Raw genomic sequence first — 13361 nt, 5'->3', positions numbered from 1 at the left:
GTTATTTATCCGCACGCCGGTAGCGCGCAGCTTCAACGAACACATCGGCATTGGCCGGGTCATCCAGGTAGGCAAACACCTGATCCATCGGGCTGTCGACCAGTACACCGGGGCCTTCCACGGTGTCCACGGTGCTGCCGTGCAACGACCGCTGCCCGATGGCCTGGTGAATTTGCTCGAGGTCGAGGTTATAGACCACTAGTTCGTGCGTTTCGTCGAGTTCGAACCCCGCCAGGACGTAATGCCCACCGAGTTTGCCCGGCAACGGCGCCGACAGATACCAGCGATTGCCATGGCGCGAGACGCTGAACACATACTCATCACGCTGGCCGGGCTTGGCCTGAGGGTAGCTCACGGCTTTGTAGCGGTGTTTGCCGGCGCGGCTGATCTGCAGGTTGAGCGGCTCGCCCCAGGCATTCTTGCTCGTCCATTGGCCCACCAGCGCAGCGGGCGCCGCCTCGCTGGCCGGCAGCGGTTCCTTGAAGGTCACCAGGCAACCGCTGAGGAAGAGGAACGACAAGGCGACGACCGCGACACGCCAGGCTTTCATTGGACACTCCCGGTGTCAGACCGAGGCCAACACCAAATGCATGTAACGCTTGAGGATCTCAAGCATGTCGTCAGCGCTCAGCGGTTCCGCGCCGTCCAGCAGGCCCTGATATTCCATCCGACCGATAATCGCCGTCAACACTTTGGCATCCTGTTGCGGCTCGCGCGAGCCCAATACCTGGAAAAACTGCCCGGTGCCCTGCAACAGGATCTGTTGGTGAGAACGCACCAGCTCGGCCAGGCGCGGGTTGAGCAAGGCTTCCTGGCGAAAGGCCTGTTCGGCCATCAAGTACTCGCGACGATTGCTCAATTGGCGCTGCACGTAATCGGCGGTCAACCGCGCAATGTCATCGGCCAGTTGCGAACGCGACTCCGGGCTGCCATCGCCATACGCGACCATCTCGCGCAACAAGCCTTCGTTACGCACCCACAGCTTGCCCATGAATGCGGCGCTGCGTTCGACGTATTGGGCGAAGGTATCGGTGAGCAGGTCATCGATGTCCTTGAAGTAATAGGTGGTCGCCGACAGGGGCACCCCAGCTTCCGCCGCCACGGCACGGTGACGCACGGCTCGCACGCCATCACGCACCACGATACGCATGGCGGCATCGAGAATATCTTGCCTGCGTTGCTCGCTGCCCCGACGACTGGCCTTGCGGCCCTGGTACTGGACACTTTCAGCCACGGCAGCGGCAATGCCAGCGGCTCCTTCCTGAGCGATTACGCGGTTCACGACACACATCCTTGAAAAGATCAAAACCTGGCGCTGTTTGCTTGACGCTTATTTACGCCACATAAAAAAGCCGCCTTATAAAAGGCGGCTTCGGATTTCGCTACGGTTACGCTTGTGGCCGCATATGCGGGAACAAGATCACGTCGCGGATCGACGGCGAGTTGGTCAGCAACATCACCAGGCGGTCGATGCCGATGCCTTCGCCCGCAGTCGGCGGCATGCCGTACTCCAGGGCGCGCACGAAGTCGGCGTCGTAGTGCATGGCTTCGTCGTCGCCGGCGTCCTTGTCGGCCACCTGGGCCATGAAGCGCTCGGCCTGGTCTTCCGCGTCGTTGAGCTCGGAGTAGGCGTTGGCGATTTCGCGGCCGCCGATGAACAGTTCGAAACGGTCGGTGACGTTCGGGTTGTCATCGTTGCGACGGGCCAGCGGCGACACTTCGAACGGGTACTGGGTAATGAAGTGCGGCTGTTCCAGCTTGTGCTCCACCAGCTCTTCGAAAATCATCACCTGCAGCTTGCCCAGGCCTTCGAAGCCCAGCACCTTGGCGCCGGCTTTCTTGGCGATGGCGCGGGCCTTGTCGATGTCGGTCAGGTCGTCGGCAGTCAACTCGGGGTTGTACTTGAGGATCGAGTCGAACACCGACAGCCGCACGAACGGCTCGCCGAAGTGGAACACCTTGTCGCCATACGGCACGTCGGTGCTGCCCAGGACCAGCTGCGCCAGTTCGCGGAACAGTTCTTCGGTCAGGTCCATGTTGTCTTCGTAGTCGGCGTAGGCCTGGTAGAACTCCAACATGGTGAACTCAGGGTTGTGCCGGGTCGAGACGCCTTCGTTGCGGAAGTTGCGGTTGATCTCGAAGACTTTTTCGAAGCCGCCGACCACGAGGCGCTTGAGGTACAGCTCCGGCGCGATCCGCAGGTACATGCCCATGTCCAGCGCGTTGTGGTGGGTTTCGAACGGCTTGGCTGCGGCCCCCCCGGGGATGGTCTGCAACATCGGCGTTTCCACTTCCAGGAAGTCACGCTTCATCAGGAAGGCGCGGGTGTGGGCAATCACTTGCGAACGCACGCGGAAGGTGTGGCGCACGTCTTCGTTGACGATCAGGTCAACGTAGCGCTGGCGATAACGCTGCTCGGTGTCGGACAGGCCGTGGTGCTTGTCCGGCAGCGGGCGCAGGGATTTGGTCAGCAGGCGCACGCTGGTCATTTCAACGTACAGGTCGCCCTTGCCGGAACGGGCCAGGGTGCCTTCGGCGGCGATGATGTCGCCCAGGTCCCAGGTTTTCACGGCGGCCAGGGTTTCTTCCGGCAGGGTCTTGCGGTTGACGTAGACCTGGATGCGCCCGGACATGTCCTGGATCACCATGAACGAGCCACGGTTGAGCATGATGCGACCTGCCACCTTGACCGGGATCGCAGCCTCTGCCAGCTCTTCCTTGGTCTTGTCCGCGTACTGTTTCTGCAAGTCTTCGCAGTAGGCATCGCGGCGGAAGTCGTTGGGGAAGGCATTGCCCTTGGCGCGCTCGGCAGCAAGCTTTTCCTTGCGCAGGGCGATCAGGGAGTTTTCTTCCTGTTGCAGGGCTTGCGGGTCGAGTTGTTGGTCGCTCATGTCTTTAAATTTTCCATCACAGGTTCGTTGCCCCCGCCACTGACGGGGGACTTGAGGTCGGGCTGGCGGTTTACAGCCCCGATTTCAGGCTGGCTTCCAGGTATTCGTCGATGTCGCCGTCGAGCACCTTGTCGCAGTCGCTGCGTTCGATGTTAGTGCGCAGATCCTTGATCCGCGACGCGTCCAGAACATAGGAACGGATCTGGTGACCCCAGCCGATATCCGACTTGGTGTCTTCCAACGCCTGGGAAGCGGCGTTGCGCTTCTGCATTTCCTGCTCGTACAACTTGGCCCGCAGCATTTTCATGGCGGTGTCCTTGTTCGCGTGCTGGGAACGTTCGTTCTGGCAACTGACCACGGTGTTGGTCGGCACGTGGGTGATACGTACCGCCGAGTCGGTGGTGTTTACGTGCTGGCCACCGGCACCGGAGGAGCGATAGGTGTCGATCCGCAGGTCGGCCGGGTTGATCTCGATTTCCACCTTGTCGTCGATCTCGGGCGAGACGAACACCGCGCAGAACGAGGTGTGGCGGCGATTGCCGGAGTCGAACGGGCTCTTGCGCACCAGGCGATGCACGCCGATCTCGGTACGCAGCCAGCCGAAGGCGTATTCACCCTTGATGTGAACGGTGGCGCCTTTGATGCCGGCGACTTCACCGGCCGACAGTTCCATGATGGTCGCGTCGAAACCGCGTTTGTCGGCCCAGCGCAGGTACATGCGCAGCAGGATGTTGGCCCAGTCCTGGGCTTCGGTGCCGCCGGAACCGGCCTGGATGTCCAGGTAGGCGTTGTTCGGGTCCATTTCGTGGCTGAACATGCGGCGGAATTCAAGCTTGGCGAGGTTTTCCTCGAGACGGGCCAGCTCGGCGACGACATCGCCTACCGCGCCTTCGTCGTTTTCTTCGACAGCCATGTCCAGCAGGTCGCGGCAATCGGCCAGACCGGTGTTCAGTTCGTCGAGGGTGTCGACGATCTGCGCCAGCGCTGCGCGCTCGCGGCCCAGTTCCTGGGCGTATTCGGGTTTGTTCCAGACACTCGGATCTTCAAGCTCGCGATTGACTTCGGTCAGACGCTCATGCTTTTGATCGTAGTCAAAGATACCCCCGAATAGTTTCGGAGCGCTCGGACAGGTCCTTGATGGTGTTAAGGATCGGGTTGATTTCCATGGCGGGCAGCACTCGTTGGCGAACTTTTGAAAGCCGACGAGTATAACGACAAACGTGCGCAAACGGCAGTCCGCTTGGCGAAAAGGCAGGTTCAAGAACAGTGAATATCCACTGTGAGAGGGGGCTTGCCCCCGATAGCGGTGTGTCAGCCCTACACCCGGTGACTGTCACACCGCCATCGGGGGGCAAGCCGAGTCGTCGCGCCGCCCCTCGCACATGTGGACCGGCACTGGCCTCGGATCACTCGATACCGACTTGATTGCGCCCGTTGTTCTTGGCCGTATACAGCCCCTTGTCCGCCGCCATGATCAACTGGCGGCAATCGGTGCCTTGCACCGGCGTCATGGTCGACAGGCCGATGCTGATGGTCAGGCTCGCGCCCTCGGCCGGAGCGATGTGCGGGATTTTCAGGGCGGCGACGGCCATGCGCAGTTTTTCGGCGACCAGCCGTGCGCCACCCGGCGAAGTGCTCGGCAGAACCAGGGCGAACTCTTCGCCGCCGTAGCGCGCCGGCAGGTCCGAAGGCCGGCTGCTGGCTTCACGGATGCTGGCGGCAACCTTGCGCAGGGCTTCGTCGCCTTCAACGTGGCCGAAGCTGTCGTTGTAGGTCTTGAAGAAGTCCACGTCGATCATCAGCAGCGACAATTGGGTCTGGTCCCGCATGGCGCGGCGCCATTCCAGTTCCAGGTATTCGTCGAAATGCCGGCGGTTGGACAGCCCGGTGAGGCCGTCGGAGTTCATCAGCCGTTGCAGTACCAGATTGGTGTCCAACAGTTGCTGCTGGCTGACGCGCAGCGCGCGATAGGCCGCATCACGCTGCAACAGGGTCATATAGGAGCGCGAGTGATAGCGGATACGCGCCACCAGTTCGATGTTGTCCGGCAGCTTGACCAGATAATCATTGGCGCCGGCCGAAAACGCCGCGCTTTTGATCAGTGGGTCTTCCTTGGTGGAGAGCACAATGATCGGGATGTTCTGCGTGGCCGGGTGGTTGCGGTATTCGCGCACCAGCGTCAGGCCATCCAGGCCGGGCATCACCAGGTCCTGCAGAATCACCGTGGGTTTGATGCGGATCGCCTGGGCGATGGCCTGGTGCGGGTCGGCGCAAAAGTGGAAGTCGATGTTTTCTTCATGGGCCAGGCCACGCCGCACGGCTTCGCCGATCATGGCCTGGTCGTCGACCAGCAACACCATGGCGGCATTTTCGTCGGTCTTGATGCCGTCGATCTGTAAATCATTCATCTGCAATCACCTGAATTACTGCCCGCAAACCAGCACCGCCGGGGATATTGATCATTTTGCAAATACCTCCAGCAGTCGGGGCGCAATTCTGTCCAGTGGGCGAATTTCAACAGCAGCGTCAATCGCCGCCGCCGCTTTGGGCATGCCATACACCGCCGAACTCTGCTGGTCCTGGGCGATGGTCAGATATCCTTGTTCCCGCATTAATTTGAGCCCCTGGGCTCCGTCGCGACCCATGCCGGTCAGCAGCACGCCGACGGCATCACCATTCCAGTGGCTGGCCACACTTTCGAAAAACACATCGATGGACGGCCGGTAAATCTCGTTCACCGGCTCGGCTGTATAGGCTAGCGTGCCATTTTTCAACAGACGAATGTGGTGATTGGTGCCAGCCAGCAGCACGACCCCGCTTTGTGGCGGCTCCCCCTCGCGGGCCAGGCGCACCGGCAGGCCGGAGGCGCTGCTCAGCCACTCGGCCATGCCGGCGGCGAACACCTGGTCCACATGCTGCACCAGCACGATGGCGGCGGGAAAGTCCCGGGGCAGGCCCTTGAGCAGGACTTCCAGGGCCGCCGGGCCGCCGGCCGAAGAACCGATCGCCACCAGGCTCTGGCGTTTGCCGGTGCTGCGCGGCGGCGCGGTTTCGGCGCGCACACGGCTGCCACGCTGGCCGATCAGCCAGCCAATATTGAGGATCTTGCGCAACAACGGCGCGGCGGCATCCTTGGGATTACCGACGCCCAGGGCCGGCGTATCCACCACATCCAGGGCGCCATGGCCCATGGCTTCGAACACCCGGCTGACATTGGCCTGGCGGTCGACGGTGACGATCACAATCGCGCACGGGCTCTCGGCCATGATCCGCCGGGGGGCTTCCACGCCGTCCATCACCGGCATAATCAGGTCCATCAGGATCAGGTCCGGGGTCAATTCGGCGCAACGCTGCACCGCTTCCAGGCCATTACTGGCTACCCACACCACCTGGTGCGCGGGCTCGAAGCTCACGGCGCGGCGTAACGCCTCCACGGCCATCGGCATGTCATTGACGATTGCAATCCTCATGCCCGCGCGCCTCCGATCAGTTCCACCACGGCATCAAGGAGGGCGTCATCGTGGAAACTGGCTTTGGCCAGATAGTAATCGGCGCCGGCGTCGAGTCCACGGCGTCGGTCTTCTTCGCGGTCCTTGTAGGACACCACCATCACCGGCAACGATTGCAGGCGAGCATCCCGGCGCAAGAGTGTGACCAATTCGATCCCGTCCATACGAGGCATATCAATGTCAGTGATGAGCAGGTCGAAGTCCTCGGAGCGCAAGGCGTTCCAGCCGTCCATGCCATCGACGGCGACGGCCACTTCATAACCGCGGTTAAGCAGCAATTTACGCTGCAATTCACGCACGGTGAGCGAATCGTCCACCACCAGCACGCGTTTGCGCGGGGCTTCGGCGGCCTGCTGGCTGCGCCGGGCGATACGCTCCAGGCGGCCGGTATTGAGCAGCTTGTCCACCGAGCGCAGCATATCTTCGACGTCGACGATCAACACCACCGAGCCATCGTCCAGCAACGCCCCGGCGGAAATATCCTGGACCTTGCCCAACCGATCATCCAGCGGCAGCACCACCAACGTGCGTTCGCCGATAAAACGCTCCACGGCAATGCCATACACCGCATCGCGCTCGCGGATCACCACCACCTTCAACGTCTCGTCATTACCTTGCCCCGGCGGGCGCTGCAACAGTTGGCTGGCGGCGACCAGGCCGACATGCCGGCCTTCGTGCCAGAAATGCTGGCGGCCTTCGAGCTGCACAATGTCGTCGGGCGCCAGGTCGCACATGCGCTCGATATGCGCCAGCGGGAAGGCATAGGCTTCTTCGCCGACTTCCACCACCAGGCTGCGCACCACCGACAGGGTCAACGGCACTTCCAGATGGAAACGGCTGCCCTGCCCCGCCGCTTGCTCCAGCACCACCGCGCCGCGCAGTTGGCGGACCATATGCTGCACCGCATCCAGGCCGACGCCGCGCCCGGAGACTTCGGTGACCTTGTCGCGCAGGCTGAAGCCCGGCAGGAACAGGAATGTCAGCAACTCCTCCTCGCTGAGGTTCAAGGCGGTTTCCACCGTCGACAGATGCCGATCAACGATCGTGCCACGCAGGCGTTCGAGGTCGACGCCATTCCCGTCGTCGCTCAGTTCCAGCACCAGCAAGCCGGCCTGGTGGGAGGCCCGCAAGCGGATCAAGCCTTCGGCCGGCTTGCCCGCCAGCAGGCGTTGTTCCGGCGTTTCGATGCCGTGGTCGACGGCATTGCGCAATAAGTGGGTGAGCGGCGCTTCGAGCTTCTCCAGCACATCACGGTCGACCTGGGTCTTTTCGCCCTCGATCTCCAGGCGCACCTGCTTGCCCAGGCTGCGGCCGAGGTCGCGCACCATGCGGACCTGGCCGGCGAGCACATCGGCAAACGGGCGCATGCGGCAGGCCAGCGCGGTGTCGTAAAGCACCTGGGCGCGTTGCCCGGCCTGCCAGCCGAACTCATCGAGCTCAGCGGTTTTTTCCGCCAGCAGGGCTTGGGCTTCGCTCAGCAAGCGGCGGGCATCGGCCAGGGACTCCTGGGCTTCCAGGCTCAAGTCGAGGGTCTTGAGGTGACCATCGAGGTGGTCCAGCGCACGCACACCGTTACCCTGCACACGCTTGAGGCGTTGCAGGCTGGCCAGGTATGGCTTGAGTCGCTGGGTTTCGACCAGGGATTTGCTCGACAGGTCCAGCAGGCTGTTCAAACGCTCGGCGGTCACACGCAGTACGCGCTCGCCGCCTTCGGTCATGCGCTTGTTCTGACGCAGCGGTTCGCTGCCGAGGGACAGCGCAGGCTCGGGTTCGGCGGGCAGTGCTTCAATCAGCGGAGTGGGCGCTGGAGCAGGCGCAGTTGGCGGCGGCGCCACTTTGGCCGTGGGCTGCGACGGGTCGAGCAGGCGCTCCATCAAGGCCACATACGCCTCGACATCCGCCGGCCCCACGGTGTTGCCCGGCGTGGCGATACGCATCAGCAGGTCGGTGCCTTGCAACAGCGCGTCGATGTGTTCCGGCTGCAGATACAGGCGACTTTCCTGGGCGCTGACCAGGCAATCCTCCATGACATGGGACACGCTGACCCCGGCGTCCACCCCGACAATCCGCGCCGCGCCTTTGAGCGAGTGCGCGGCGCGCATGCAGGCTTCGAGCTGGTCGGCCTGGGTCGGGTTGCGCTCCAGGGCCAGCAGGCCCGCGCTCAGTATCTGGGTCTGGGCATCGGCTTCCAGGCTGAACAATTCCAGCAGCGAGGCATCGCGCATCTGGTCGGGGGTCATGTGAGGCTCCGGGTCACGGCAGACAGCAACTGAGCCTCGTCCAGCCAACGCAGGCTGCGGCCCTTCCACTGCAACACGCCCTGAGTGAAGCGGCCGCTGGCCTGGGTGCCGGAGGCTGATGCCGCCGTCAAAGTACGCTCATCGATGGCATGGATACCGTCGACTTCATCCACCGGCACCACCACCGGGCCATCCTGCGCGGCGATGATCAACATGCGCGGCATGATGCGCCCGCCCGGCGTGCCGTGGTTGATGGCGTCCAGGCCCAACAGCTCGACCAGCGACAGGCACGCCACCAGCGCGCCGCGCACGTTCGCCACGCCAAGCAACGCGCGGGAACGTTGGTGCGGCAGGGAATGGATCGGGTGCAGGGTTGCCACTTCCACCAGGCATCGGGTGGCGATCCCCAGCCATTCTTCGCCGAGGCGGAATATCAGCAGGGAACGGGTGACGATGTCTTCGTTCGCCTGGGTATCGGCGACCGGACGATGATCGTCCTGCTGCAACGCATAGCGATCCAGCAAGCGGGTAGCGGCGGCGGAGTACACCGAGCAGTTGCGGCAGTGGATATGGTCCGCCAGCAACGGGCAGGACTTGTCGCCGTGAATGCCGATCCGGTTCCAGCAATCGTCGATGGCCTGGGTGTCGTCCATCGTCAGGGCCAGGCCCGCAGTGTCGAGCGCGTTGGGGCTACTCATGGTTTTTGCTCACTGTCAGCTCGCTACGCGCGGCCCGCGCCTGCAACCGACGCGCCGCCGCAATGTCGCCCTGAGCTTCGAGCAACGCGGCCAGCTGCATCAGGGCCTGCGGATGCTGCGGTTCCAGGTACAAGGCTTTTCGATAAAACCCCTGGGCGTCCAGGGCGTTGCCGGCCACATCGCTGAGCAGCCCCAACCAATAAAACACCTGGGCGGCCGGCGGGTGTTGACTTAAATAACGCTCGCAGGCGGCACGGGCCTCGGCGCTTTTGCCTTCGTTGGCCAGGGTCGCGATCTGGCTGAGCAGGTCGCCGGCCTCCGACGCCGGCGCCTTGATCGGCACCACCTGGGCGTTGAGCGTGCTGAACGGTCGCGGCTTGGGCGGGATCGCTGCGATGCTGCGCCGAGGCGCGGGCGCGGGTATCGGCACGAATACCGGCTCAGGCTTGACCGGCTCGGTGTGCCGGCTGAATGCAAACGACTGCGGCACGCCGATCGAACGCATGCCATGACGCCCCAACAGGCTGCCTTCGGCCGGGCCGATAAACAGCACGCCGTCCACGTGGGTCAGGTTCTTGAGCACGTCGAACACTTGTTTTTGCGTGGGTTGGTCGAAATAGATCAGCAGGTTGCGGCAAAACACAAAGTCGTAGCTCGGCTCATTGGCGAGCAACCCCGGGTCGAGCAGGTTGCCGACTTGCAGGCGCACCTGTTCGCGCACGCGGTCTTCGATGCGATAACCATCGGCCTGCTCGGTGAAGTGGCGGTCGCGAAACTCAAGGTCGCCGCCGCGAAACGAGTTGCGGCCATACACGCCGCGCTGGGCACGCTCCACCGACAGCGGGCTGACGTCCATGCCCTGCACCTTGAACTGGTGCGGCGCCAGGCCGGCATCGAGCAAGGCCATGGCGATCGAATAGGGTTCTTCGCCGGTGGAACAGGGCAGGCTGAGGATGCGCAGCGCGCGCAACTGGTTGATCTCGGCCAGGCGCGCCTTGGCCAGACGGGCCAGGGTCGCGAAGGATTCGGGGTAACGGAAAAACCAGGTCTCGGGCACGATCACCGCTTCGATCAGCGCTTGCTGTTCGTCGTGGGAGTGCTGCAGGTGCTGCCAGTACTCATCCGCCGTGTGGGCCGCGACGGCCTGGCTGCGCTGGCGCACGGCGCGTTCGATGATGGCTTCGCCCACCGAGGCCACGTCCAGGCCAATGCGTTCCTTCAAGAAGGCAAAGAAGCGCGGGTCGTTGCTCATAGGCTCGGCTCGGCAGAAAACAGCAAGGCGCGCACGTCATCGGTGAGCATATCCGCGACGCCGATCCATTGCATCAAGCCCAAGGCATCTTCGCGCACCGGCCCCAGGTAGGGCGCCAGGGGATTGTCCAGGCCGTAGGGCTTGAACTCCGCCGGGTCGCAACGCAGGGTTTCGGTGGCCTGCTCCAGAATCAGTCCCAGCCAACGCGCCTCGAGCCAGGGCTCAGGTTTATAGTTGACCAGCACCAGCCGCGTGCTGGTCCGCGCCTGGGCCGGCTCGCCGAAGGTCAAGGCACTGAGGTCGATGACCGGCACCATCGCGCCACGATGGGCAAAGATACCCGCCACCCACAGCGGTGCATGGGCGATGGGTTTGAGCGGCAGGCGCGGCAGCACTTCGGCCACTTCGGTGGCCTTGAGGGCATACCGTTCGTGGCCGATGTGGAACACCAGGAACAACGCCTTTTTCGCTGCCGGGACGACGCCGAGTTTAGCCGCGAGGTCGCTCATCAGACTTTGAAACGCGACACGCCGCTGCGCAGACCGACCGCAACCTGGCTCAGTTCATCAATGGCAAAGCTGGCCTGGCGCAAGGACTCCACCGTCTGGCTGCTGGCATCGCCCAATTGCACCAGCGCGTGGTTGATCTGCTCGGCCCCGGTGGCCTGGGCCTGCATGCCTTCGTTGACCATCAACACCCGCGGCGCCAGGGCCTGGACCTGGTGGATGATCTGCGACAGTTGCTCGCCCACTTGCTGCACCTCGAACATGCCCCGGCGCACTTCTTCGGAGAACTTGTCCATGCCCATCACCCCGGCGGACACCGCCGACTGGATCTCGCGCACCATCTGCTCGATGTCGTAGGTGGCCACGGCGGTCTGGTCGGCCAGGCGGCGCACTTCAGTGGCCACCACGGCAAAGCCGCGGCCGTACTCACCGGCCTTCTCGGCCTCGATGGCGGCGTTGAGGGACAACAGGTTGGTCTGGTCGGCAACTTTGACGATGGTCACCACCACCTGGTTGATGTTGCCGGCCTTCTCGTTAAGGATCGCCAGCTTGGCGTTGACCAGCTCAGCCGCACCCATCACCGAGTGCATGGTTTCTTCCATGCGCGCCAGGCCTTGCTGGCCGGAACCGGCGGCGACCGAGGCCTGGTCAGCGGCGGTGGAGACTTCGGTCATGGTACGGACCAGGTCCTTGGAAGTGGCGGCGATCTCCCGCGAAGTAGCGCCGATCTCGGTGGTAGTTGCCGCGGTTTCCGTGGCCGTGGCCTGTTGTTGCTTGGAGGTGGCGGCAATCTCGGTGACCGAGGTAGTCACCTGCACCGACGAACGCTGGGCCTGGGACACCAGGGCGGTCAGTTCGGTCATCATGTCGTTGAAGCCGGTTTCGACCGCGCCGAATTCGTCCTTGCGCTCCAGGTTCAAGCGCTTGCTCAGGTCACCGGTACGCATAACGTCGAGGATCTCGACGATACGCTGCATCGGCGCCATGATTGCGCGCATCAACAGCAGACCGCACAGGCCAGCGGCGAAGATGGCGATGATCAGCGAAACCGCCATGCTGAGCTTGGCCGACATCACCGACTCGTCGATGGCCGATGTGGCGCGGTCAGACACGCTCTTGTTTTCGGTGATGATGTCATTGAGCTTCATGCGCCCTTCGGTCCAGATCGGCGTCAATTGCTCTTCGACCAGCACGCTCGCACCCGGCAAATCATTGGCTTCAATGCGCGCCAGCACCTCGGCGAGGGCCTTGTTGTAGTTGATATGCGCCGCCTTGAAGTTATCGAACTCCATGCGATCAGCCTGGCTGTTGACGGTTTTTTCGTAATTGGCCATCTGCTGTTCAATACGCGCTTCGAAAGACTTGAAGTCCGTCTTATCGGCACTGGTGAGGGTTTTATCTGCGCGCAGGCCGATGATATCGATGGTCAGCAGATAGCTGTCGACCCATGCGCTGCGGATCATCGAACTGAGGTAAACCCCCGGTACCGCATCGTCCCGGACCGATTCCTGGCTGACTTCGATCTTCAGCAACCGCGAGTAGGACACCACAACCATCAGCAGCATGATCGCGACAATGACCGCAAAGCTCGCCAAAATCCGCTGGCGCAAGGTCCAATTCTTCACAGTGTTTCCTCGAAGAGCCATTCAAATGGGGGGGAGTATAGCTGAGCACAAGCCTTCATTTATCAATGGGTTTCGACGTGGTGCCCACAGAATGCAAAAACATCCCTGAAGGTAATTACAGAACCAACCTACAAAAACCCGCGAAGCGTCCGACTACCGGGCTTTTCTCGCCGAGCCTAGCGTGCAGGTCCCTGCTAACAAAAGGACACGGCTGGCATGCGGCGCTATTTCATTACCCGAGGAGCCAAAACCACCGCTGGCGGGACCGTCGTCGGCGGTTTGACGGGCTTTTGCATCACCCAAGTGGACATCGCCCTTGAAGGTCATGAGGTGCGTTGCCCGGTATGCAAAACCACCGGGGTCATAGTTTGTGTTGGCCCGCGCCTGGAGCAGTGGGCACGAGGGCGACGGGTGGCGCTCTCGGACGATCTCTGCCGCTGCCAATGCGACCCGCCCCCTCGTTTGCTGGCCGACCAGTTCGAGCGGTTTCAGACCCTTACCGCCGAAGACTCCGCGGTACACCGCCGAAGCGCGACTGCATCGGAAGCGCCAGCGCCCGCGAAAAATCCTACCCCGAGCTCAACGCCTTCCGCTTTCAGCGAAATACTCGAGTCAGCCTGCGAGCGCAATTGGCGCTTCT

The 13361-nt window shown here is 62.7% G+C and carries 12 protein-coding genes; 1 reads left to right on the top strand and 11 read right to left on the bottom strand.

What is annotated here, in order from left to right:
* Nucleotide 1: 1 nt before the first annotated feature.
* From NR164_RS17315 to NR164_RS17265, 11 genes are all read right to left on the bottom strand, one after another.
* Complete coding sequence (locus NR164_RS17315) at nucleotides 2-550, bottom strand: hypothetical protein (protein WP_017844699.1); 549 nt, start codon at nucleotides 548-550, stop codon at nucleotides 2-4.
* A gap of 15 nt (nucleotides 551-565) precedes the next feature.
* Nucleotides 566-1282, bottom strand: a complete 717-nt coding sequence (locus NR164_RS17310; RefSeq protein WP_017844698.1) for a TetR/AcrR family transcriptional regulator — start codon at nucleotides 1280-1282, stop codon at nucleotides 566-568.
* A 106-nt stretch (nucleotides 1283-1388) separates the two neighbouring features.
* Entirely contained in the window at nucleotides 1389-2891 is a 1503-nt protein-coding gene (gene lysS, locus NR164_RS17305; protein WP_046490136.1) for a lysine--tRNA ligase, read from the bottom strand.
* Between the two features lie 70 nt (nucleotides 2892-2961).
* Nucleotides 2962-4057 (bottom strand): peptide chain release factor 2 gene (prfB, locus tag NR164_RS17300; protein ID WP_098100956.1). Its coding sequence is split into 2 segments (ribosomal slippage): nucleotides 2962-3984 and nucleotides 3986-4057, totalling 1095 coding nucleotides; the frame shifts between segments, so codons are not numbered across the junction.
* A 240-nt stretch (nucleotides 4058-4297) separates the two neighbouring features.
* Nucleotides 4298-5299, bottom strand: coding sequence for a PleD family two-component system response regulator (locus NR164_RS17295; protein WP_046384488.1), 1002 nt, complete (start codon nucleotides 5297-5299; stop codon nucleotides 4298-4300).
* 51 nt (nucleotides 5300-5350) lie between these two features.
* The gene (locus NR164_RS17290) at nucleotides 5351-6361 is read right to left on the bottom strand and encodes a chemotaxis response regulator protein-glutamate methylesterase (protein ID WP_256823028.1); all 1011 of its coding nucleotides are present in this window, start codon (nucleotides 6359-6361) and stop codon (nucleotides 5351-5353) included.
* The gene (locus NR164_RS17285; RefSeq protein ID WP_128191890.1) at nucleotides 6358-8640 is read right to left on the bottom strand and encodes a hybrid sensor histidine kinase/response regulator; all 2283 of its coding nucleotides are present in this window, start codon (nucleotides 8638-8640) and stop codon (nucleotides 6358-6360) included. The genes NR164_RS17290 and NR164_RS17285 overlap by 4 nt, the downstream gene beginning before the upstream one ends.
* Nucleotides 8637-9338 (bottom strand): chemotaxis protein CheW, encoded by a 702-nt coding sequence (locus tag NR164_RS17280; protein ID WP_046384491.1) that lies wholly within the window; start codon nucleotides 9336-9338, stop codon nucleotides 8637-8639. The genes NR164_RS17285 and NR164_RS17280 overlap by 4 nt, the downstream gene beginning before the upstream one ends.
* Complete coding sequence (locus tag NR164_RS17275) at nucleotides 9331-10590, bottom strand: protein-glutamate O-methyltransferase CheR (RefSeq protein WP_017844691.1); 1260 nt, start codon at nucleotides 10588-10590, stop codon at nucleotides 9331-9333. Before NR164_RS17275 ends, NR164_RS17280 begins: the two co-directional genes overlap by 8 nt.
* A complete protein-coding gene (locus NR164_RS17270) occupies nucleotides 10587-11099 on the bottom strand; it encodes a chemotaxis protein CheW (protein WP_046384493.1) in 513 nt (170 codons plus the stop codon). The genes NR164_RS17275 and NR164_RS17270 overlap by 4 nt, the downstream gene beginning before the upstream one ends.
* Nucleotides 11099-12721, bottom strand: coding sequence for a methyl-accepting chemotaxis protein (locus tag NR164_RS17265; protein WP_256823027.1), 1623 nt, complete (start codon nucleotides 12719-12721; stop codon nucleotides 11099-11101). The genes NR164_RS17270 and NR164_RS17265 overlap by 1 nt, the downstream gene beginning before the upstream one ends.
* A gap of 216 nt (nucleotides 12722-12937) precedes the next feature.
* Here NR164_RS17265 and NR164_RS17260 point away from each other — a divergent pair.
* A partial coding sequence (locus NR164_RS17260; protein ID WP_256823026.1) for a PAAR domain-containing protein occupies nucleotides 12938-13361 on the top strand: 424 nt, incomplete at its 3' end.

The organism is Pseudomonas sp. Pse79, from assembly GCF_024519615.1.
Classification (GTDB): Bacteria; Pseudomonadota; Gammaproteobacteria; order Pseudomonadales; family Pseudomonadaceae; genus Aquipseudomonas; species Aquipseudomonas veronii.
This window is presented reverse-complemented; position numbering and strand designations above follow the sequence as displayed.

Coding starts and splice junctions, on each gene's coding strand:
- NR164_RS17315 (WP_017844699.1), bottom strand. CDS start 550: ATGAAAGCCTGGCGTGTCGCGGTCGTCGCCTTGTCGTTCCTCTTCCTC.
- lysS (WP_046490136.1), bottom strand. CDS start 2,891: ATGAGCGACCAACAACTCGACCCGCAAGCCCTGCAACAGGAAGAAAAC.
- NR164_RS17295 (WP_046384488.1), bottom strand. CDS start 5,299: ATGAATGATTTACAGATCGACGGCATCAAGACCGACGAAAATGCCGCC.
- NR164_RS17290 (WP_256823028.1), bottom strand. CDS start 6,361: ATGAGGATTGCAATCGTCAATGACATGCCGATGGCCGTGGAGGCGTTA.
- NR164_RS17285 (WP_128191890.1), bottom strand. CDS start 8,640: ATGACCCCCGACCAGATGCGCGATGCCTCGCTGCTGGAATTGTTCAGC.
- NR164_RS17280 (WP_046384491.1), bottom strand. CDS start 9,338: ATGAGTAGCCCCAACGCGCTCGACACTGCGGGCCTGGCCCTGACGATG.
- NR164_RS17275 (WP_017844691.1), bottom strand. CDS start 10,590: ATGAGCAACGACCCGCGCTTCTTTGCCTTCTTGAAGGAACGCATTGGC.
- NR164_RS17270 (WP_046384493.1), bottom strand. CDS start 11,099: ATGAGCGACCTCGCGGCTAAACTCGGCGTCGTCCCGGCAGCGAAAAAG.